The sequence below is a fragment of the Pseudomonas sp. KBN12P06040 genome (genome assembly GCF_037574965.1).
Classification (GTDB): domain Bacteria; phylum Pseudomonadota; class Gammaproteobacteria; order Pseudomonadales; family Pseudomonadaceae; genus Pseudomonas; species Pseudomonas aeruginosa.
In genome coordinates this window covers 3,521,011-3,540,643 of the sequence record NZ_JBBELS010000001.1, presented here as the reverse complement: position 1 = coordinate 3,540,643, position 19,633 = coordinate 3,521,011, and the positions used below count along the sequence as shown (strand labels likewise).

At 67.9% G+C, this 19,633-nt stretch carries 18 protein-coding genes; 10 read left to right on the top strand and 8 right to left on the bottom strand.

Annotation, left to right across the window (positions count from 1 at the left end):
- Positions 1–175: 175 nt before the first annotated feature.
- Entirely contained in the window at positions 176–1,099 is a 924-nt protein-coding gene (locus VQ067_RS16585) for a DUF808 domain-containing protein (protein WP_003088054.1), read from the bottom strand.
- Between the two features lie 177 nt (positions 1,100–1,276).
- On the opposite strand from VQ067_RS16585, the gene VQ067_RS16580 reads away from it, so the two are divergent.
- Positions 1,277–2,731, top strand: a complete 1,455-nt coding sequence (locus VQ067_RS16580; protein ID WP_033991659.1) for a TrkH family potassium uptake protein — start codon at positions 1,277–1,279, stop codon at positions 2,729–2,731.
- Here the strand turns inward: VQ067_RS16580 and VQ067_RS16575 are convergent, their stop codons facing one another.
- Positions 2,732–3,553, bottom strand: coding sequence for an aminoglycoside phosphotransferase family protein (locus VQ067_RS16575; RefSeq protein WP_003088058.1), 822 nt, complete (start codon positions 3,551–3,553; stop codon positions 2,732–2,734).
- A gap of 8 nt (positions 3,554–3,561) precedes the next feature.
- Positions 3,562–4,449, bottom strand: coding sequence for a LysR family transcriptional regulator (locus tag VQ067_RS16570; RefSeq protein ID WP_317951588.1), 888 nt, complete (start codon positions 4,447–4,449; stop codon positions 3,562–3,564).
- A gap of 85 nt (positions 4,450–4,534) precedes the next feature.
- Here VQ067_RS16570 and VQ067_RS16565 point away from each other — a divergent pair, with 85 nt between their 5' ends.
- A complete protein-coding gene (locus tag VQ067_RS16565) occupies positions 4,535–5,362 on the top strand; it encodes a class I SAM-dependent methyltransferase (protein ID WP_003088063.1) in 828 nt (275 codons plus the stop codon).
- Positions 5,363–5,383: 21 nt separating this feature from the next.
- Here the strand turns inward: VQ067_RS16565 and modC are convergent, their stop codons facing one another.
- From modC to VQ067_RS16545, 4 genes are all read right to left on the bottom strand, one after another.
- On the bottom strand, positions 5,384–6,469 hold the full coding sequence (gene modC, locus VQ067_RS16560) for a molybdenum ABC transporter ATP-binding protein (RefSeq protein WP_003098212.1): 1,086 nt from the start codon (positions 6,467–6,469) through the stop codon (positions 5,384–5,386).
- Between the two features lies 1 nt (position 6,470).
- The gene (modB, locus tag VQ067_RS16555) at positions 6,471–7,157 is read right to left on the bottom strand and encodes a molybdate ABC transporter permease subunit (RefSeq protein WP_003088068.1); all 687 of its coding nucleotides are present in this window, start codon (positions 7,155–7,157) and stop codon (positions 6,471–6,473) included.
- Between the two features lie 12 nt (positions 7,158–7,169).
- Positions 7,170–7,925, bottom strand: coding sequence for a molybdate ABC transporter substrate-binding protein (modA, locus tag VQ067_RS16550; RefSeq protein WP_033991660.1), 756 nt, complete (start codon positions 7,923–7,925; stop codon positions 7,170–7,172).
- A gap of 115 nt (positions 7,926–8,040) precedes the next feature.
- Positions 8,041–8,691 carry a TetR/AcrR family transcriptional regulator gene (locus VQ067_RS16545; RefSeq protein WP_003088072.1) on the bottom strand — a complete coding sequence of 217 codons (651 nt, stop codon included), beginning with the start codon at positions 8,689–8,691 and terminating at the stop codon, positions 8,041–8,043.
- A 133-nt stretch (positions 8,692–8,824) separates the two neighbouring features.
- Between VQ067_RS16545 and fan1 the strand changes: the two genes are divergently transcribed.
- The 8 genes from fan1 to lasA all read left to right on the top strand — a co-directional run bounded on the left by fan1 (position 8,825) and on the right by lasA (position 18,712).
- Positions 8,825–10,504, top strand: coding sequence for a nuclease Fan1 (fan1, locus tag VQ067_RS16540; protein WP_031685899.1), 1,680 nt, complete (start codon positions 8,825–8,827; stop codon positions 10,502–10,504).
- Positions 10,497–12,773: an ATP-dependent DNA helicase gene (locus VQ067_RS16535; protein ID WP_033991662.1), complete on the top strand. Its 2,277-nt coding sequence runs from the start codon at positions 10,497–10,499 to the stop codon at positions 12,771–12,773. Before fan1 ends, VQ067_RS16535 begins: the two co-directional genes overlap by 8 nt.
- Before the next feature lie 89 nt (positions 12,774–12,862).
- Positions 12,863–13,072, top strand: coding sequence for a hypothetical protein (locus tag VQ067_RS16530; protein WP_003088087.1), 210 nt, complete (start codon positions 12,863–12,865; stop codon positions 13,070–13,072).
- 141 nt (positions 13,073–13,213) lie between these two features.
- Positions 13,214–13,741 carry a type II secretion system protein N gene (locus VQ067_RS16525; protein ID WP_031685897.1) on the top strand — a complete coding sequence of 176 codons (528 nt, stop codon included), beginning with the start codon at positions 13,214–13,216 and terminating at the stop codon, positions 13,739–13,741.
- The gene (gene gspD / locus VQ067_RS16520; protein WP_033991664.1) at positions 13,728–16,058 is read left to right on the top strand and encodes a type II secretion system secretin GspD; all 2,331 of its coding nucleotides are present in this window, start codon (positions 13,728–13,730) and stop codon (positions 16,056–16,058) included. Before VQ067_RS16525 ends, gspD begins: the two co-directional genes overlap by 14 nt.
- Before the next feature lie 167 nt (positions 16,059–16,225).
- Positions 16,226–16,465, top strand: a complete 240-nt coding sequence (gene acpP / locus VQ067_RS16515) for an acyl carrier protein (RefSeq protein ID WP_003132735.1) — start codon at positions 16,226–16,228, stop codon at positions 16,463–16,465.
- 281 nt (positions 16,466–16,746) lie between these two features.
- Positions 16,747–17,172, top strand: coding sequence for a hypothetical protein (locus VQ067_RS16510; RefSeq protein ID WP_031685894.1), 426 nt, complete (start codon positions 16,747–16,749; stop codon positions 17,170–17,172).
- Between the two features lie 283 nt (positions 17,173–17,455).
- Positions 17,456–18,712 (top strand): elastinolytic metalloprotease LasA, encoded by a 1,257-nt coding sequence (gene lasA, locus VQ067_RS16505; protein ID WP_003088096.1) that lies wholly within the window; start codon positions 17,456–17,458, stop codon positions 18,710–18,712.
- Positions 18,713–18,838: 126 nt separating this feature from the next.
- On the opposite strand, the gene VQ067_RS16500 is transcribed toward lasA, so the two are convergent.
- Positions 18,839–19,630, bottom strand: coding sequence for an EcsC family protein (locus VQ067_RS16500; RefSeq protein ID WP_003106675.1), 792 nt, complete (start codon positions 19,628–19,630; stop codon positions 18,839–18,841).
- Positions 19,631–19,633 lie beyond the last annotated feature (3 nt).

Below are 19,633 nucleotides of genomic sequence, written 5' to 3'. Positions count from 1 at the left end.
GACATTCTAGGAGGGGAGCTTTATTCGTCTCCAACGAATAATGTTGCTATTACAGTGCAAAATTATTGAATTGAAACGGAGGGGGACTTCCGGGGCAGGGCGCACAACCGCTTCGTGGGATGTGCGCCAGGGCGGCTATCCGCCCTCCGCGATGGTGCTGCCGGCGATGGCAGGCTCAGCCAGTCTTTTTCTTCTTCGGCAGCAGGCGCTTGACCAGCAGCACCCCCGCCAGCACCACGGCGCCGGCGACGATGCCGAACAGGAAGTTCAGCAGGGTCGGGGTGATCGCCGCCAGCAACGGGCCCAGCGTGGCGATGCCGGCGACGCTCTGCGCGGCCTGTTCGATGGCGTGGTGGACCACCGGGATACCGTGGGTGAGGATGCCGCCGCCGACCATGAACATCGCCGCCATGCCGACCACCGACAGGCCTTTCATCAGGTACGGCGCGGTGCGCAGGATGGCGCCGCCGAGCCCTTGGGCGAAGCCGCTGTCGCGCTTGGACAGATAGAGGCCGGCGTCGTCCAGCTTGACGATGCCGGCGACCAGGCCGTAGACGCCGATGGTCATCACCAGGGCGATGCCGACCAGCACCAGCACCTGGGTGGTGAAGCTGGACTCGGCGACGGTACCGAGGGTGATGGCGATGATTTCCGCGGAGAGGATGAAGTCGGTACGGATCGCGCCGCCGATCTTCTGCTTTTCCAGGGCAGCCACGTCGACATTGGCCGCCAGCGCTGCCTCGTCGGCGTGCTCGTCGTCATGGGGCAGGTACTTGTGGGCGATCTTCTCGAAGCCCTCGAAGCACAGGTAGGCGCCGCCGAGCATCAGCAGCGGGATCACCGCCCAGGGCGCGAAGGCGCTGATCAGCAGGGCGGCGGGAACGAGGATCGCCTTGTTCCGCAGCGAGCCCTTGGCCACCGCCCAGACCACCGGCAGTTCGCGGTCGGCGTTGACCCCGGTGACCTGCTGGGCGTTCAGCGCCAGGTCGTCGCCGAGAACGCCGGCGGTCTTCTTCGCGGCGACCTTGGTCATCAGCGAGACGTCGTCGAGCACCGCGGCGATATCGTCGAGGAGGGTGAGGAGGCTGGCTCCGGCCATGTTTGGGTTTCCTTACTGGTAGGGGGCGCGAGACGCCTATTTGACAATGGAACGGTGTCAGCGAACAGAGAACCTTCGATTCCTGGGATAGGCGATCCCCTGAGATGGTTCCGAAGCCGCCCCGTGGGCGGCTAGAATACGCGGCTGTCCGCCTCTGCTGAAACAGGTCGTTACGGAATGAGCTTTTCCCTGCTCCGCCTGGTGGGATTCATCCTCGGGCTTTTCCTGGTCACCCTGGCGGCCAGCATGCTGATCCCGATGCTGACGCTGGCGCTCTTCCAGCGCTACGACGATTTCGACGCCTTCCTCTGGTCGAGCCTGCTCACCGCGGCTGCCGGCCTCGCGCTGGTCTTGCCGGGACGGCCGGCTCACGTGCATTTTCGTGCCCGGCACATGTATTTCCTGACCACCGCCAGTTGGGTGGTGGTCTGCGCCTTCGCCGCGCTGCCGATGGTGATGGCTCGGCACATCAGCTACACCGATGCGTTCTTCGAGACCATGTCGGGCATCACCACCACTGGCTCCACCGTGTTCAGCGGGCTGGACCAGATGTCGCCGGGCATCCTCATCTGGCGCTCGTTGTTGCACTGGCTCGGCGGCATCGGTTTCATCGGCATGGCGGTGGCGATCCTGCCGCTGCTGCGTGTCGGCGGCATGCGCCTGTTCCAGACCGAATCCTCCGACTGGGGCGAGAAGGTGATGCCACGCTCGCACATGGCGGCCAAGTACATCCTCGGCGTCTACGTCGCGCTTACGCTGCTGGGCGTGCTGTGCTTCTGGTGGGCGGGCATGACCCCCTTCGAGGCGTTCAACCATTCGATGGCCGCCATCTCCACGGGCGGCTTCTCCACCTCCGACGCTTCCCTCGCGCACTGGCCGCAACCGGCGGTGCACTGGGTCGCCGTGTTGTTCATGATCCTCGGCAGCCTGCCGTTCACCCTCTATGTCGCGACCCTGCGCGGCCATCGCCTGGCCTTGCTCAAGGACCACCAGGTGCATGGCTTCATCGGCTTCCTGGCGGTGACCTGGCTGGTTTTCGCCTTCTGGCTCTGGCTGAATTCCGATTACGGCTGGTGGGATGCGCTGCGCCTGGTGGCGGTCAATGTGACGTCGGTGGTGACCACCACCGGTTTCGCCCTGACCGACTACACCACCTGGGGAACCTTCGCGGTCATGCTGTTCTTCTACCTCACCTTCGTCGGCGGTTGCTCGGGCTCCACCGCCGGCGGGTTGAAGATCTTCCGCTTCCAGGTGGCCTTCGTGTTGCTCAGGGCCAACCTGCAGAACCTCGTGCATCCGCGGGCGACCATCCGGCAAAGCTACAACGGCCATCCGCTGGACGAGGAAATCGTCCGCTCGCTGATCACCTTTTCCTTCTTCTTCACCATCACCATCGGCGTGATCGCACTGGGGTTGACCATGCTCGGCCTCGACTGGGTCTCCGCGTTCACCGGTGCCGCGACCGCCGTGTGCAACGTCGGGCCCGGGCTCGGGCCGATTATCGGACCGGCGGGAAACTTTTCCAGCCTGCCGGACATGGCCAAGTGGCTGCTGACCCTCGGCATGCTGCTTGGTCGGCTAGAGATTCTCACCGTACTGGTGCTGTGCACCCCCGCGTTCTGGCGCTTCTGATCAGCCTTCGCGAGACAGGCTGGCGAGGGCCAGGCGGGCGATGGCCAGCTCGGCGTCGGTCTCCTCGCGGCTGCCGTCCTCGTCGAACCAGGCCGCCGAGAGTCCGGTCCAGGCCAGGATCCACAGCAGCAGGCGGCGGCGTTGCAGGCCGCTGGCGGCGACGACGATCTCCAGCTGGCGCTCGAAACGGCCGGGCGCCTGGGCGGTCTTCGCGTCGGGATTGGTGAACAGGTTGGCGTAGTCGTAGCCGCGCTCGCCGTAGAGCCGTTTGGGGTCGATGACTTGCCAGCCGCGCTCGCCGAAGTCGAGCACATTGCCGTGGTGGATGTCGCCATGCAGCGGGCGCTGTTCGCGAGCGGTCTCCAGCAGGTAGCGGGCGGCGTTCGCGCAGTCGACGTAGAGCCCGCCGTAGCGGCGCTCGGCGGCATACAGCGAGTCGAACCAGCGCTCCAGCGGGGTCAGTTCCGGCAACGGACCCGGGCGCGGGGCATGGATGCGTTCGATGGCCTGGCAGAGGATACGCGTAGCCTCGTCGTCGTCGCCGCGCTTGACCATCTCCAGCAGCGAGCGCCCGCCGGTGGCACGCTCCATCAGCAGCGCCTGGTGGTCGTAGGCCAGCACCCTGGCCGCGCCCTGGCCGTCCCACCAGTTGAGCAGTACGTGGCCGAAACGCTCTTCCTCGGCACTGGATATCTTCAGCATCGCCGCTGCGCCGCGATGGCGCACCGGCAGCAGGCGGCTGCTGTGGGTGGCGAAGGGCTCGCCGTCGGGTTGCAACGCCCAGCGCTCGAGGTAGGGCGAGAAGTCGAGGGATTCGTTCACGGTCGGTCTCAGGCGCCCAGGCGCTGCTGGATGAAGTCGAGGAAGCACTGGATGCGCAGCGCCAGTTGCGAGTTGCGGTAGTAGACGGCGTGGATCGGTTGCCGGTATTCGCTCATCTGTTCGGCGAACAGCGGCACCAGGCGCCCGTCCTGGATATCGCGGTCGGTCATGAAGCTGGCCAGCCAGGCGATCCCCTGGTGGCTCAGGGCCAGCTGGCGGAGGGTCTCGCCGCTGGAGGCAGAGATATCCGGCTGGATCTCCAGGCGATCGCCGTCGGCGTGCACCACCGGCCAGCGGTTGAGGTGCTCGGGCTGGGTGAAGCCGAGCAGGGTGTGCCCTCGCAGCCCCTCGATGCTCGTCGGCATGCCGTGGCGGGCCAGGTACTCCGGGCTGGCGAGGATGTGCAGGCGGCTGGCGCCCAGCGGCCGCGCGTGCAGGGTGGAGTCGCTGAGCGCGCCGATGCGGATCGCCACGTCGGTGCGTTGCTCCAACAGGTCGATGATCAGGTCGTTGGTGTTGAGTTCGAGCTGGATGTTCGGGTACAGCCGGCGGAACTCGCCGATGTGCGGCACCACCGCGTGCAGCATGAAGGGCGAGGCGGCGTTGATCCGCAGGCGCCCGGCGGGGCTCTGCCGGCGCAGGGCCAGGCGTTCCTCGAGCGCCTCCATCTGCTGCAGGATCTGCCGTGCCTGGTCGAGGAAGTAGCGGCCTTCCTCGGTCAGCTCCATGCGCCGGGTGGTGCGGTTGAGCAGGGTGGTGCCGAGCTTGTGCTCGAGGCGCGAGAGGGTCCGGCTGACGGCCGAGGCGGTCAGTCCCATCTGTTCCGCGGCGGCGCTGATGGAACCGCTGTCGACTACACTGACGAAGCTTTGCAGTTCATCGGAGTTGGCTTTCATTCGTGACTCCAGGGCAATCATTGCCGAAGCATAGCGATGTTTTCGGCAAGGACTGAAGAGGCACGCGTGCCCGCAGGAGGTTTTCATGCCCGGCCACCGCATCACCCTCACCGGAGAAAAGCAGACGCTCCTGATCACCCTCTACGCCAAGGCGCTGGATAGCCGCCTGGACGATTCCATCCTCCATGACCGTTTCGCCGAGGAGGCGGTGCGGCAGATCGACTTCGACTTCTCCAGGGTCGCCCTCGGCAAAGGCAACGAACGGGCCCTGGCCATGCGCTCGCATTACTTCGACCAGGCCTGCCGCGACTTCCTCGGCCGCCATCCCGAGGGGCAGGTGCTCAACCTCGGTTGCGGCCTGGACAGCCGTATCTACCGGGTCGATCCGCCGGCCGAGCTGCCCTGGTTCGACCTTGACTATCCGGAAGTCATGGACCTGCGCGAGCGACTCTACCCGCCGCGCGCCGGCGCCTATCGGGCGCTGCGCCACTCGGTGGACGACGACGGCTGGCTGCAAGGGGTGCCGCGCGAGCGGCCCGCCCTGGTCCTGGCCGAGGGGCTGATGCCTTACCTGCGAGAGTCCCAGGTGCGACGCCTGGTGGAACGCCTGGTCGACCACCTGGGTAGCGGCGAGCTGCTGTTCGACGGCTACGGCCGCCTCGGCATCATGCTGCTGCGCCTGTATCCGCCGCTGCGCGAGACCGGGGCGCAGGTGCATTGGAGCATCGACGACCCGCGCGAACTCGAGCGGTGGCATCCGGCCCTGCGCTTCATCGAGGAGGTCACCGACTATGACCCGCAGGACGTTGCCAAGCTGCCGCAGTCGTCGCGGCTGATGCTGCCGATCTACAACGGCTTCGCCTTCCTGCGGCGGATGGGGCGGCTGATCCGCTACCGTTGGCCCAGGGTCTAGGCGCCGCAGGCGAGGCCGGGGTCAGGCGAGCACCGCCACCGACTTGATCTGCGCCCACAACAGCTGGCCGGGTCGTAGTTGCAACTGGTCCCGCGAGTAACGGGTGATCCGCGCCAGCAGCGGATTGCCGCCGGCATCCAGGCGCACCAGTACGTGGGCCGCGGTGTCGGTATCGACCAATTCCAGGACCCGTACCGGCAGGCGGTTGAGGATGCTGCTCTGGGCGTCGTCGCGCAGGTTCAGGCTGACGTCGCGCGCCTGTACCTTGAAGCGCAGGCGCTTGCCGGGGGCCAGCGGGGCGTGGGCGACGCGCATTTGCAGCGCGCTGCCGGGCAGGACCAGGGTCAGCAGGCCGTAGGCCGGGTCGTGGTCGCTGACCGTGCCTTCGATCACCACCCCGGCGTCGTCGTCCAGCGCCAGCGGCAGGTCGACTCGCGCCAGGGTTTCGCCGATCGGCCCGCTGGCGCGGACCTTGCCGTTCTCCAGCAGCACCAGGTGATCGGCCAGGCGCGCCACTTCGTCTGGCGAGTGGCTGACATAGAGCACCGGGATGTCCAGTTCCTCATGCAGGCGCTCGAGATAGGGCAGGATCTCGCCCTTGCGCTTCAGGTCGAGGGATGCCAGAGGCTCGTCCATCAGCAGCAGGCGCGGGCTGGTGAGCAGGGCCCGGGCGATGCCGACGCGTTGCTGCTCGCCGCCGGAGAGGCGTTCCGGCATGCGTTCCAGCAAGTGCTCGATGCCCAGCAGGGCGCAGGCCTGTTCCAGCTCGACGCGGCGTTCGGCGGCGGCGATGCGCTTGAGACCGAAGGCCAGGTTGCGCCGCACCGTCAGGTGGCGGAACAGGTTGGCATCCTGGAACACGTAGCCGAGGGCACGTCGGTGGGGCGCGACGAAGAGGTTGCGGCGGCTGTCCTGCCAGGTCTCGCCGTTGATCGTCACCTCGCCCTCGGCGGCCTTTTCCAGGCCGGCGATACAGCGCAGGCAAGTGCTCTTGCCGGAGCCTGAATGGCCGAACAGAGCGGTCACGCCACGACCGGGAAGAGCCAGGTCGATGTCCAGTTCGAAGCCGGGGTAGGCGCGGCGGAAGCGCAGGCGCAGGCCATCCATCTCAGGCCCAGCCCGGCCGGCGGCGCCGGCCCGAATAGAGGGCGAGGAGGACGACGAAGGAGAACGCCACCATGCCGCCGGCCAGCCAGTGGGCCTGGGCGTATTCCATGGCTTCGACGTGATCGAATATCTGCACCGAGACCACGCGGGTTTTCTCCGGGATGTTGCCGCCGATCATCAGCACCACGCCGAACTCGCCGACGGTATGGGCGAAGCCGAGGATCGCGGCGGTGACGAAACCCGGCCGGGCCAGCGGCAGGACCACGCTGAAGAAACGGTCGACGGGGCTCGCGCGCAGGGTCGCGGCAGCCTCCAGCGGTTTTTCGCCGATCGCCTCGAAGGCGTTCTGCAACGGTTGCACGACGAAGGGCAGCGAGTAGAACACCGAGCCGACCACCAGGCCGGCGAAGGTGAAGGGCAGGGTGCCGAGACCGAGGCTCTGGGTGAGCTGGCCGATGAAACCGTTGGGACCCATGCTGACCAGCAGGTAGAAGCCGATCACCGTCGGCGGCAGCACCAGCGGCAGGGCCACCACCGCGCCGATCGGCCCCTTCAGCCAGGAGCGGGTGCGCGCCAGCCACCAGGCGATGGGCGTGCCGATCAGCAGCAGGAGGAGGGTGGTGAGCGAAGCCAGCTCGATGGTCAGCCAGATGGCCGCCAGGTCCGTACTGTCGAGTGGCAACGCCATGCAGGTCCCGCCTTAGAGTTCGTAGCCGTAGGACTTGATCAGCGCGGCGGTCTTGGCGCCCTTCAGGTAGTCGACCAGGGCCTTGGCGGCGGCGTTGTCCTTGCCTTTGTTGAGGATGACCGCGTCCTGGCGGATCGGGTCGTGCAGCTCGGCGGGAACGATCCAGGCCGAGCCGGTTGCGACTTTACCATCCTTGTAGATCTGCGACAGGGCGACGAAGCCCAGTTCGGCGTTGCCGCTGGAAACGAACTGGTAGGCCTGGCTGATGTTCTGGCCTTCCACCAGCTTCGGCCCGAGCGTGGCGGCGAGGCCGAGCTTGTCCATCGCCTGGGTGGCGGCGAGGCCGTAGGGCGCGGTCTTCGGATTGGCGATGGACAGGTGCCTGAAGCTGCCGCTCTTCAGCACCTCGCCCTTGGCGTCGACGTAGCCGGCCTTGGGCGACCAGAGTGCCAGGGTGCCGATGGCATAGGTGAAGCGCGAGCCGGGCACGATCTCGCCTTCCTGCTCCAGTTTCGCCGGAGTGCTGTCGTCGGCGGAGAGGAACACCTGGAACGGCGCGCCGTTCTTGATCTGCGTATAGAACTGGCCGGTGGCGCCGTAGGCGGCGACCAGCCTGTGCCCGGTGTCTTTCTCGAATTCCTTGGCGATGGCCTGGATCGGCGCGGTGAAGTTGGCCGCGACGGCGACCTGCACCTCGTCGGCGCTGGCGGCCAGGGATACGGCGCTGGCGAGGAGGGCGAGCAACAGCTGGGGCAGGCGGGTGGTCATGGAGTGCTCCTGTGGGGGGCGAACGAAGTTGGCGGACGGGGCTGGCGCAAGCTTAGGGGTTCGCTATGGCTTTTGGAATATAGCGCTACGCGGAAATTGATCTGGCGCAAGTCGCTCAGCCAGCCAGCGCGCGGAAACGCCGACGCGGCGCGGCCTCGCCGGGGAGTGCCAGGCAGCCGGCGCAGACCAGGCGGACGATGTTTTCCGCCGCCTGCCGGTAGTCGCTCGCGTCCAGCCCGGCCTGGCCGGTGAGGCGCGCCAGTTGCCAGCCGCCAAGGGCATAGGACTCGGTCATCGCCCACAGGTTGAGCAGCAGGTGGTACGGATCCAGCGGCGCCAGCAGGCCTTCGTCGATCCACTGGCGGATGCGCTCGGCGTTGCGTTCCGCCTGGGCGTCGAGGCGTTCCAGCAGCGCCGCCGGCATGCGCGGCGCGCCGCGCATGATCTCGCAGGAGAAGACCCTGGCCGCGTGCGGCCGCTCGGCGCCGATGCGCATCTTGTTGTCGACGTAGGCGCGTAGCGCCTCGGCGGGCGGCTGGTCACCGGCGAATGGCCGGGAGGCTTCCAGCAGAGGCTCGACGATGCTGTCCAGCACCGCCTCGTAGAGTTGCGCCTTGGAGCGGTAGTAATAGAGCACGTTGGCCTTCGCCACGCCGGCGCGCTCGGCGACGTCGCTGAGCCGGGCGGCGCTGAAGCCGCAGTCGGCGAAGACTTCGCAGGCGGCGTCGAGGATCAGTTGCAGGTTGCGTTGGCGGATCTTCTTCATCGGGACCGATACGGGGCAGGTTTCGTTGTTAATATTTTTATATAACGAATGCCTTGTGCCTGGATAGTCGTCGCCAGGCCGGCGACGCTTGATCGGATGCGCATTGCCAAGCCGTGGGGGCGCTGGTATCTGTATGCATGAACAGTACCAGGCTCCGCTTCCCGTGAATTCCCCAGCGCTTCCCGAACCCTTCTACTACCTGCACAACTTCCGCGCGGTACTCGCCTGGATCGGCGAACGCTATGCCGATCTGCTCGACGATCAGGAACGTGCCTTCATCGCCGCGTTCGCCGAATTGCCCGAGGCCAGCCAGGCCCTGCTGGTGCGCATGGTGATGCGCAAGGGCACGCTGTTCCGCGAAGGCAAGCTGGCCTATGCCGAGATCGGCGACACGCGCGCCGCCGTGCAACCGCTGTTGGCACTGGGCTGGGTGGACGCGCAGCCGGCCCTGGAACTGGCGCAACTGTTCGGCTTGCTGAAGAAGGATGAGTTGTCGCAGCTGTTCAGGGACCATCTCGGGCGCGCGAACCTGCGCAAGGATGCGCTGCTGGAACGGCTCCAGCCGTTGTTCCCCGAGGCGCGGCGGCTCGCCGAGTGGCAGGCCGACTTCGCCGAACCGGTCTACGAGTTGCGCTGCATGGCGCTCTGCGACCGCTTGCGGTTGATGTATTTCGGCAACCTGTGGCAGGACTGGTCGGAGTTCGTCCTTGCCGACCTGGGTATCTATCGTTACGAAAGCGTCGAGTTTTCCGCCGATTCCCGCGGCTTTCGCCTGCGCGCCGACGTCGACGCCTATCTCCACCTGTTCGACTGCCGCCAGCGCTTCGACCTCGGCGAGCCGCTGGAGGAACTGCTCGCCGGCCTGCCGGGCGAACCCTACGCCAATCCCTGGCTGGAAGGGCGGCGGGTCAAGCTGCTGTTCCAGTTCGCCCAGTACTGCGAAAAGCAGCGGGATTTCGACCTGGCCCAGCGGCTCTATCGCCAATCCAGCCACCCCGGCGCGCGCCTGCGGGCGATTCGCAGCCTGGAACGCGGCGAGCGCTTCGCCGAAGCCCATGCATTGGCGCGGGAGGCCAGCTGTGCGCCGGAAAGCGACGCCGAACGCCAGGGCCTGGCCCGATTGCTGCCGCGCCTGCAAGGCAAGCTCGGCCTGCCGCGACAGGCGCGGGCGGCGGCTCCGGAAATCGACCGCCTGGACCTGTGCCTGGCGCTCCCCAGCGACCCCTGTAGCGTCGAGTGGGCGGTCCGCGAGCACCTGGAAGAGCCCGGTTGCGCGGTGCACTACGTCGAGAACGGCCTGATCAATTCGCTGTTCGGGCTGCTCTGCTGGGAGGCGATCTTCGCCGCCATTCCCGGGGCGTTCTTCCATCCCTTCCACAGCGCGCCGGCGGACCTGCACAGCGCCGACTTCCGCCAGCGCCGCGCCGCCCTGTTCGAGGCCTGCCTGGGACGGCTGGAGGACGGTAGCTACCGCGACGCGATCCGCTGTCGCTACCGCGACAAGTTCGGCCTGCAGTCGCCCTTCGTCTACTGGGAGCTGCTTGGCGAGGAACTGCTCGAACAGGCGCTCGATTGCCTGCCGGCGGCCCACCTGCGCGCCTGGTTCGAACGCCTGCTGGAGGATATCCCGGGCAACCGCGCCGGCCTGCCGGACCTGATCCAGTTCTGGCCGGCGCAGCGTCGCTACCGGATGGTCGAGGTCAAGGGACCGGGCGACCGCCTGCAGGACAACCAGTTGCGCTGGCTGCAATTCTGCCGCGAGCGGGAGATGCCGGTGGCGGTCTGCTACGTGCGCTGGCATGTCGATGACTGAGCAGGGCGGCGAGGCGCTGTACCAGGTGGCGGTGCGCGCGCTTTGCGAGTTCAGCGCCAAGCGCGGCGACCTCGACCTGCGCTTCACCCCGTCGCCCAGCGCCCTGGAAGGCATCGCCGGACATACCCTGGTGACCTCCCGGCGCCCCGCTCACTACCAGCGCGAGGTGGCGCTGGACGGACGCTACCGTCACTTGCAGGTGCGCGGCCGGGCGGATGGCTACGACCCGCAGGCGAACTGCCTGGAGGAAATCAAGACCCACCGCGGCGACCTCGCCCTGCAACCGGCCAACCACCGGCACCTGCACTGGGCCCAGGCCAAGGTCTACGGCTGGCTGCTCTGCGCCGAACGGAAGCTGGAGGAAGTCGAACTGGCGCTGGTCTACCTGGAGGTCGGCAGCCAGAAGGAGACCCGCTTCGTCGAGCGGGTGCGGGCCGACGAGCTGCGGCTGTTCTTCGAGAGCCAGTGCCAGGCGTTTCTCGCCTGGGCCGAGCAGGAACTGGCGCACCGCCAGCGGCGCGACCGCGAACTGGCCGCGTTACGCTTTCCCCACGCCGAATTCCGCCACGGCCAGCGGCAACTGGCGGAGGCGGTGTACAAGGCCGCCTCCGCCGGTTGTTGCCTGATGGCCCAGGCGCCGACCGGGATCGGCAAGACTATCGGCACGCTGTTCCCGCAACTCAAGGCGATGCCCGGGCAGCGCCTGGACCGGCTGTTCTTCCTGGCCGCCAAGACCCCGGGCCGGGCCCTCGCGCTGCATGCCCTGCGCAGCCTGGAAGGGGAGACCGGCGGACTGCCGGTGCGGGTGCTGGAACTGGTGGCGCGGGACAAGGCCTGCGAGCACCCGGACAAGGCCTGCCACGGCGAATCCTGTCCCCTGGCCCAGGGCTTCTACGAACGCCTGCCGGCGGCCCGCGCCGCCGCCGTGGAGGCGCGCTGGCTGGACCAGGCGCGGTTGCGCGAGGTGGCGCTGGCGCACCGGGTCTGTCCCTACTACCTGGGCCAGGAACTGGCGCGCTGGTGCGACCTGGCGGTGGGCGACTACAACTACTACTTCGACCTCGGCGCCATGCTCCATGGCCTGGCCCAGGTCAACCAGTGGCGGGTGGCGGTACTGGTGGACGAGGCGCACAACCTGGTGGAGCGCGGCCGGCGGATGTATTCCGCCGAACTCGACCAGGGCGATTTCCTCGGTGTGCGCAAGACCGCCCCGGAGGCCCTGAGGAAACCGCTGGAGCGCATCCAGCGTGCCTGGAACGAACTGGGCAAGACCCAGGCGGACGACTACCAGGCCTACGACGAGCCTCCGCAGAAGCTGCTCCTGGCCTTGCAGAACGCGGTGGCGGCGATCAACGACCTGCTCGCCGAGCAACCGCAGGCGCTGGAGCCGGCGTTGCAGGAGTTCTACTTCGCGATCCTGCAGTTCGGCCGTCTCGCCGAGCTGTTCGGCGAGCATTCGCTGTTCGACATCGAGAAGCGCCCAGGCCGCAACGGCCGCAGCCTGGCCCGGCTGTGCCTGCGCAACGTGGTGCCGGCGGCGTTTCTCGCCGAGCGCTTCGCCGCCAGCCGCTCCACCGTGCTGTTCTCCGCTACCCTCGGGCCGCGCGACTATTACGCCGACCTGCTTGGCCTGCCGGCGGGCACGCCCTGGCTGGAAGTGGACTCGCCATTCAGCGCCGAGCAATTGGAGGTGCACATACAGCGTCGGGTTTCCACGCGCTATGCGCAGCGTCAGGCCTCCCTGGCGCCCATCGCGGCGATTCTCGGCGAGCAGTTTCGCCAGCGGCCGGGCAACTACCTGGCCTTCTTCAGCAGCTTCGATTACTTGCAGCAGGCGCTGGACGTCTTCCGCCAGGCATACCCGTGGGTGCCGTGCTGGAGCCAGACGCGACGGATGGACGAGGCGGAGCGCCGGGCCTTCCTCGAACGCTTCGTCGCGGGCGGCGAGGGCATCGGCTTCGCCGTGCTCGGCGGTGCCTTCGGCGAAGGCATCGACCTGCCTGGAGAGCGCCTGATCGGCGCCTTCATCGCCACCCTCGGGTTGCCCCAGGTGAATCCGGTGAACGAGCAGATCCGCCTGCGCATGCAGCGCCTGTTCGGTGACGGCTACGACTACACCTACCTGTATCCGGGACTGCAGAAGGTGGTCCAGGCCGCCGGGAGGGTGATCCGCAGCCGCAGCGATCGCGGCGTGGTGCACCTGATCGACGACCGTTTCGCCCAGGCCAGGGTGCGCCGGTTGCTACCGGGCTGGTGGCAACTGCGTTGACCGGTGGCGATACGCCGGCAGGTGCTGCCGGACAGCCGGGCAGCCATGTATAATCGCGTCCCCACGATTTCCCCCGATCCGGATACGCCATGGCTTCCGCTCCCGACGCTCTTCCCCAGGCCCTTTCCTCCGACGACGCTCCGGCCCAGGCCGCGCCGAGCGACGCCAGCGCGTTGCTGAAGGCCGCCCTGGCGAAGAAGAACCAGGCCCAGCTCTATCCGCAGCGGAAGATCCACGACAAGGGCCAGCGTCCCGGCATGGCGCCGCGCGGTACCCGTCGTTCGATGGGCAAGCGCTGAGGCCTTTCCCGCGCCTGGCGTTTTGTGGGCCAGTTCCCGCCGCGAAGGATCAAAGCGGGCAGCCTTAACAGTTTTGCCCTTTCGCGGCCGTAGGCCGCAGCCCCATCCCTTATGCTCGCCGCCCCTGGGCGAGCCGCGTCGATGCAGCGCGCCCGTTTGCCGGAATCCGCCTGCTGCATGTCGCGTCACCTTCCATCGTCTTTCGTTTCCCTGCGCAGCCTGGCCGGGCATGCGCCCGCTGTGCTTTGCGTGCTGCTGCTGGTGTTGCTCAGCGCCAGCCTGGCCAGCCAGACGCGCTCGCTGCGCCGCGAGCTGGCGGAATTGCCCGCCGCAGCGGCCCCGGCGCCGCCAGCCAACCCTTCAGCGGCCCCGCGCGCGGCGTTAGCCGGCTTGTTCGGTGGCGCTCCGTCGCCGCGCGGCGCGACGGCGGGCGAGCGTCTGCAATTGCGCCTGCTGGCCTGCTTCCTGGCGCGTCGCGAGGACCGCTCGGCGGCGCTGATCGCGGTGGCCGGGCGCTCGCAGCGCTTCCTGCCGGGCGCCGAAGTGCGCCCCGGCACCGTGCTGCTGGCGGTTCATCGCGACCATGTGGTGCTGCGCGACCAGGGTTATGAAGAACGTCTGTATTTCCCCAAAGCCGAAGGGGCAGAAACCACCCATGCCACGTTGTAGTACCCGTTCCGCCCAGCGCCTGTCTCCGCTGTTCCTGGTCCTGTCGCTGGCCGTCCTCGGCCTGGCGCCGCCGGTCCATCCGGCACCTGCCGCGACTGCCGCCGCGCAAGAGGAAGAGCAGTGGACGATCAACATGAAGGATGCCGAGATCGGCGACTTCATCGAGCAGGTATCGAGCATCAGCGGCCAGACCTTCGTCGTCGATCCGCGGGTGAAGGGACGGGTCACGGTGGTATCCCAGGCGCGGCTCAGCCTGGCGGAGGTCTACCAACTGTTCCTTTCGGTGCTCGCCACCCATGGCTACGCGGTGCTGCCGCAGGGCGACCAGGCGCGTATCGTGCCGAACATGGAGGCACGCCAGGACGCCGCGCAGAAGACCGTCCGCGATGGGCCGGGCAGCCTGGAGACGCGGGTGGTCCAGGCGCAGCAGACCTCGGTGGCGGAACTGATCCCGATGATCCGGCCGCTGGTCCCGGCCCATGGCCATCTGGCCGCCGTGCCGTCGGCCAACGCGCTGATCGTCAGCGACCGCCGCGCCAACATCGAGCGCATCGAGGCGATCGTGCGCAGCCTCGACCGGGCCGGCGACCATGACTACAGCATCTACGACATGCGCCATGCCTGGGTCGCGGAAATCGCCGAGGTGCTCGATCGCAGCGTCACCCCGGCCGCCGGGAAGAGCGCCGCCACCGTCCAGGTCCTCGCCGACAGCCGCAGCAACCGCCTGGTCCTGCTCGGGCCGCCGCAGGCGCGAGCGCGCTTGCTGCGGCTGGCGCAGTCGCTCGACGTCCCCTCGTCGCGGTCGGCGAACAGCCGGGTGATCCGCCTGCGCCATGGCGACGCCAAGACCCTCGCCGCCACCCTCGGGGAGATCGGCGAATCGCTGCACGGCGAGCGGGGCCAGGATGGCCGGGGAAGCGGCAAGCGCGGCCTGCTGGTGCGCGCCGATGAATCGCTGAATGCCCTGGTGATCCTCGCCGACCCGGAGGATGTCGGTCTGCTCGAGGACATCGTCCGCCAGCTCGACGTGCCGCGTGCGCAACTGTTGGTGGAGGCGGCGATCGTCGAGCTGTCCGGCGAGATCGGCGACGCCCTCGGGGTGCAATGGGCGCTGCGTAGCGGGCATGTCGCCGGCGGCGCTGGCTTCGCCGACAGCGGGTTGTCCATCGGCACCCTGCTAGGCGCGTTGCAGGCCGGCAAGCCGCCGGCAGAGCTGCCCGACGGTGCGATAGTCGGCCTCGGCAGTCGCGATTTCGGCGCACTGGTCACCGCGCTGAGCCGCAATAGCCGCAGCAACCTGCTGTCGACGCCGAGCCTGCTGACCCTGGACAACCAGAAGGCGGAAATCCTGGTCGGCCAGAACGTGCCGTTCCAGACCGGCAGCTACACCACCAGCGCCAGCGGTTCGAGCAATCCGTTCACCACTGTCGAGCGCAAGGATATCGGGGTGACCCTCAAGGTCACGCCGCACATCGGCGAGGACCGCATGCTGCGCCTGGAGATCGAGCAGGAAATATCCTCCATCGCGCCAACCGCCACCCTGGCGGCGAAGGCGGTGGACCTGGTGACCAACAAGCGCTCGATCAAGAGCACCGTACTGGCCGACGACGGCCAGGTCATCGTCCTCGGCGGACTGATCCAGGACGACCTGCTGCGCAGCGATTCGCGGGTACCGCTGCTGGGCGACATCCCCGGCGTCGGCCGGCTGTTCCGCTCGTCCCGCGAGACCCGGGTGAAGCGCAACCTGATGGTCTTCCTGCGACCGAGCATCGTCCGCGATGCCGCCGGCCTGGAGCGCATCAGCCATGGCCGTTACCGTTCCATCCAGTTGCTGCGCGGTGCCGCCGGCGAACCGGTACGCCCGCTGTTCGAGGATGCCGGCGCCATCGACCTGCGTCCCGCCGCCCAGGTCGCACCGGCACCTATTGGCTCGCCGCGCAGCTATCCGGCTCCAGCCCCGGTGCTGATGGAGAAGCCGCGCCTGGCGGACCCGGCGTCCCTGGGCGACGGTCGCGGCGGCGAGGTGCTGGAGGTTCGCCAGGGCACGCACGCGCCGCAGCCGCCGTCACCCCAGCGCTACGCCGTGCGATTGGTCGAGGGCAGCAGCGAAGCCTTCATGCGCGCGCTGATCGAGCGGCATCCGGGCCTGTCGTTGCGTTTGTGCCGCGAACTGCGCGATGGCCAGGAGCTGTTCGCGGTGGAGCGGGGCGACTACCTCGACCCGGAGCAGGCACGCCGGGCCCTGGCGGAACTGCCCGAAAGCCTGCCGCGAGGGAAGGCGCGGGTGATTGCGCATACGCCGGGAAGCGCCCTGTGACGGACTTCGAATCCTTGCGTCGCGCTTCGTCCACCGGATTGACCGGCGCGCTGCGGCGGCCGCGCTCCGGCGCAGCGCCACTGCCAGATCTGGCAGTTGTCGCTGGCGGGGACGGAGGCTTTAGTAGCCGCACTTTTTTCCAGGGCCGGGCAGTGGGACCGCAATGCATGGACGACATCGAGACCAGAGTGAGGAAGCTGGTAGCCGCCCGGCTCGGCGTGGAGGAATGCGACATCCGGCTGGACAGCGATTTCCGTAACGACTTCGGTGCCGAGTCGCTCGAGGTGGTCGAACTGGTCATGGCCCTGGAAGCGGAGTTCGGCGTCGAGATCGCCGATGACGATGCGGAACGGATCGAGACCGTGCGCCAGGCCATCGACTATCTCGAGGAAGCCGTGCCGACCTGACTCCCCCTGGACCACCGGCCGATGCCGTGGTCATTCCCTGCGAAACGCTGTGCGCCACCTCCCGCCCGTGCCGGCGGCAAGGTGCGCGACGTCCCGCGCTTCGATTACGCCGGATCGTCCAGCCCGCCCCGGGCCGATCCGGCTTTTTTTGCCCGCCACCGTGGTAGCGAGGCAGCCGCCGTCGGTTGGATTTCCTGAATCTTCTGGCGCCTCGCCGGTCGACCGGACAGGGGCGTTGCGCCATTCGCGGTGCGCGCTCGCCATTCGTAACGGAGGTCGCCATGGCTACACGACGGAAAACCACACCCCAGGAAATCGACGACATTCAGGACCGCATGGGTTCGATACGCGAACTCGATTTCGACGAGCGCCGCCAGGCGCGCAAGGCACGGATCGGCGACGAGCGGCCCGAGGCCGAGGTGGAAGCCGAGTTTTCCCCGCGGCGGGTACGCGAGGCGGGCCACGCCGGCGGGCAGCCGGACGAGGACGACGGTTACCAGGATAACGTCGGCATGGACGATCTGGCGCCGGAGACCCTGATCGATGAAAGCGGTGCCCGCTCGCCGGCCGAGCGCGGTGGCGAATCGCCCACGGACAAGCGCCTGAGGGTCGTGCATGGCAACGAGATCGGCGCTGGCCACGGCCTCGACGAAGCCGAGCTGGCACGTCGCGATCCGCTCGACGGCTCCTCCACCGAGGAACGCTGAGCGCGCGCAGACTGTATCGAAGTATTTCCGGCGCCTGGCGTTCTGTGATCGATTCGGCTCGGTTGTGGTGCGCTGCCGCACGCTTTACCGCCGGATGGAGCGGGGCACCGGATTTACTGCAAAAGCTGATAGTTGTCTTCCCGGGTGACGGCGTTGCACGGTCCTGCGGCGTGCAACCCGGCCTGGGCGAAATACCGGCGGAGCGGACCAGGCTATCCCGTCGGAGGCGATGTCGCCGGGCTGCTGGCTTTCAAGGTTTCCCTTCGATGACCAGGAGCTACCCATGCAGCACAAAAGATCCCGCGCCCTGGCGAGCCCGCGCTCGCCGTTCCTCTTTGCCCTGCTGGCGCTCGCCGTGGGCGGCACGGCCAACGCCCATGACGATGGCCTGCCGGCCTTCCGCTATTCGGCGGAGCTACTCGGCCAGTTGCAATTGCCCAGCGTGGCCCTGCCGCTGAATGACGAGCTGTTCCTCTACGGTCGCGACGCCGAGGCGTTCGACCTCGAGGCCTACCTGGCCTTGAACGCGCCGGCGCTGCGCGACAAGAGCGAATACCTGGAGCACTGGAGCGGCTACTACAGCATCAACCCGAAAGTGTTGTTGACCCTGATGGTCATGCAGTCCGGGCCGTTGGGTGCGCCGGACGAGCGCGCCTTGGCGGCGCCGCTGGGGCGGCTGTCGGCGAAACGCGGCTTCGATGCCCAGGTACGCGACGTGTTGCAGCAGTTGTCGCGGCGCTACTACGGTTTCGAGGAATACCAGTTGCGCCAGGCGGCTGCGCGCAAGGCCGTCGGCGAGGACGGCCTGAACGCGGCATCGGCCGCGCTGCTCGGTCTGTTGCGAGAGGGGGCGAAGGCCTCCGCCGTGCAAGGCGGCAATCCGCTCGGCGCCTACGCGCAGACCTTCCAGCGCCTGTTCGGCACCCCGGCCGCGGAACTCCTGCAGCCGCGCAACCGCGTGGCCCGGCAACTCCAGGCGAAGGCCGCGCTGGCGCCGCCATCCAACCTGATGCAATTGCCCTGGCGCCAGGGCTATTCCTGGCAGCCCAACGGAGCGCATTCGAACTCCGGCTCGGGCTATCCGTACTCGTCCTTCGATGCGTCCTACGACTGGCCGCGCTGGGGCAGTGCGACCTACAGCGTGGTCGCCGCCCACGCCGGCACGGTACGGGTGTTGTCGCGCTGCCAGGTACGGGTGACCCACCCCAGCGGCTGGGCGACCAACTACTACCACATGGACCAGATCCAGGTGAGTAACGGCCAGCAGGTCAGCGCCGACACCAAGCTCGGCGTCTATGCCAGCAACATCAACACCGCGCTCTGCGAGGGTGGCAGCTCCACCGGACCGCACCTGCATTTCTCGCTGCTCTACAACGGCGCCTTCGTTTCCCTGCAGGGAGCCAGCTTCGGTCCGTACCGGATCAACGTCGGCACCAGCAACTACGACAACGATTGTCGCCGCTACTATTTCTACAACCAGAGCGCCGGCACCACCCATTGCGCTTTCCGCCCGTTGTACAACCCCGGCCTGGCGCTCTGAGTCGGCGCGGGGCCCGGCTCCAGCCGGGCTCCGCGCGAGGCTCCGCCGCGAGCGAAACGGCGCTGAACACCTGGCGCGTCGCTGCCGCCGCGCCCGGCGCCAGGCTGACCGCGTGGGCCGGCATGCTCAGCCGCGCCGTGGCAGCAGGGCGTAGGCGTCGCGAACCACATCCTTGCCGTAGTGGCGCTCCAGGCGGCGGACGACGAAGTGACCGCGCGCCATGGCCTGGAAATGGTTCATGAACACCGTGTTGATCGCCGCGCCGCCGAGGGCGCCGACGATGGGCACGATCTGCGCCGCGAGCTTTTCCGAATACTGCACGCCCAGGCGCTCGGCGACCTTGCGCACCAGGGCCAGGAGCATGGGCGCGGCCTTCTTGCTGCCGGCGTCCTTGCCGAGGAAGTCGGCGGCCGCCTTGACCTGCTGGGCCAGCGCCGTACGCACCGCGTAGTAGCCGGACTCCGACGCGTCGTCCGAGGCGGATTTGCCGCCGAGGGCGAAGACTTCGATACAGGCCATCAGGGTGTCCATGTCCCTGATCGACTCGCCCTCGCTGCGCGCGATGTCGGCGATGGAACGGAAGATGATGCCGGTGGTGACCGGCACCTCGACCAGCATCGCCAGCGGCCCGAAGAAGCCGCCGACGCCACCGGAAACGGCGGCGCCGAGGGTATGCAGGCGGTTCGCCGGTTGACCGCTGGCGTTTTCCTGGAGAGTGGCGGTGGCCGAGCGGGCGACTTTCAGCAGCGCTCCCTCGATCACCGAACCGAGCTTCTCGTTGACCTTCCGCGGCAGCTTCTTCAGGCCGTATTCGATCGGCGTGCCCAGCAGGCTGGTGAGTTGCGCGGTGAGTCCAGGGTTCTCCAGCAGGTTCTTGGCGGCCTGGAGTTGCTTGAGATCGGCGGGGGAAAGGCTCATGGA

Bases quoted from the DNA above. Each gene is read 5' to 3' on its own strand.
- fan1 (WP_031685899.1), top strand. From the start codon at position 8,825: ATGCATGAACAGTACCAGGCTCCGCTTCCCGTGAATTCCCCAGCGCTT.
- modA (WP_033991660.1), bottom strand. From the start codon at position 7,925: ATGACCACCCGCCTGCCCCAGCTGTTGCTCGCCCTCCTCGCCAGCGCC.
- VQ067_RS16570 (WP_317951588.1), bottom strand. From the start codon at position 4,449: ATGAAAGCCAACTCCGATGAACTGCAAAGCTTCGTCAGTGTAGTCGAC.
- gspD (WP_033991664.1), top strand. From the start codon at position 13,728: ATGCCACGTTGTAGTACCCGTTCCGCCCAGCGCCTGTCTCCGCTGTTC.
- modC (WP_003098212.1), bottom strand. From the start codon at position 6,469: ATGGATGGCCTGCGCCTGCGCTTCCGCCGCGCCTACCCCGGCTTCGAA.
- VQ067_RS16525 (WP_031685897.1), top strand. From the start codon at position 13,214: ATGCAGCGCGCCCGTTTGCCGGAATCCGCCTGCTGCATGTCGCGTCAC.
- VQ067_RS16535 (WP_033991662.1), top strand. From the start codon at position 10,497: ATGACTGAGCAGGGCGGCGAGGCGCTGTACCAGGTGGCGGTGCGCGCG.
- lasA (WP_003088096.1), top strand. From the start codon at position 17,456: ATGCAGCACAAAAGATCCCGCGCCCTGGCGAGCCCGCGCTCGCCGTTC.
- acpP (WP_003132735.1), top strand. From the start codon at position 16,226: ATGGACGACATCGAGACCAGAGTGAGGAAGCTGGTAGCCGCCCGGCTC.
- modB (WP_003088068.1), bottom strand. From the start codon at position 7,157: ATGGCGTTGCCACTCGACAGTACGGACCTGGCGGCCATCTGGCTGACC.
- VQ067_RS16500 (WP_003106675.1), bottom strand. From the start codon at position 19,630: ATGAGCCTTTCCCCCGCCGATCTCAAGCAACTCCAGGCCGCCAAGAAC.
- VQ067_RS16565 (WP_003088063.1), top strand. From the start codon at position 4,535: ATGCCCGGCCACCGCATCACCCTCACCGGAGAAAAGCAGACGCTCCTG.
- VQ067_RS16530 (WP_003088087.1), top strand. From the start codon at position 12,863: ATGGCTTCCGCTCCCGACGCTCTTCCCCAGGCCCTTTCCTCCGACGAC.
- VQ067_RS16585 (WP_003088054.1), bottom strand. From the start codon at position 1,099: ATGGCCGGAGCCAGCCTCCTCACCCTCCTCGACGATATCGCCGCGGTG.
- VQ067_RS16580 (WP_033991659.1), top strand. From the start codon at position 1,277: ATGAGCTTTTCCCTGCTCCGCCTGGTGGGATTCATCCTCGGGCTTTTC.
- VQ067_RS16510 (WP_031685894.1), top strand. From the start codon at position 16,747: ATGGCTACACGACGGAAAACCACACCCCAGGAAATCGACGACATTCAG.
- VQ067_RS16545 (WP_003088072.1), bottom strand. From the start codon at position 8,691: ATGAAGAAGATCCGCCAACGCAACCTGCAACTGATCCTCGACGCCGCC.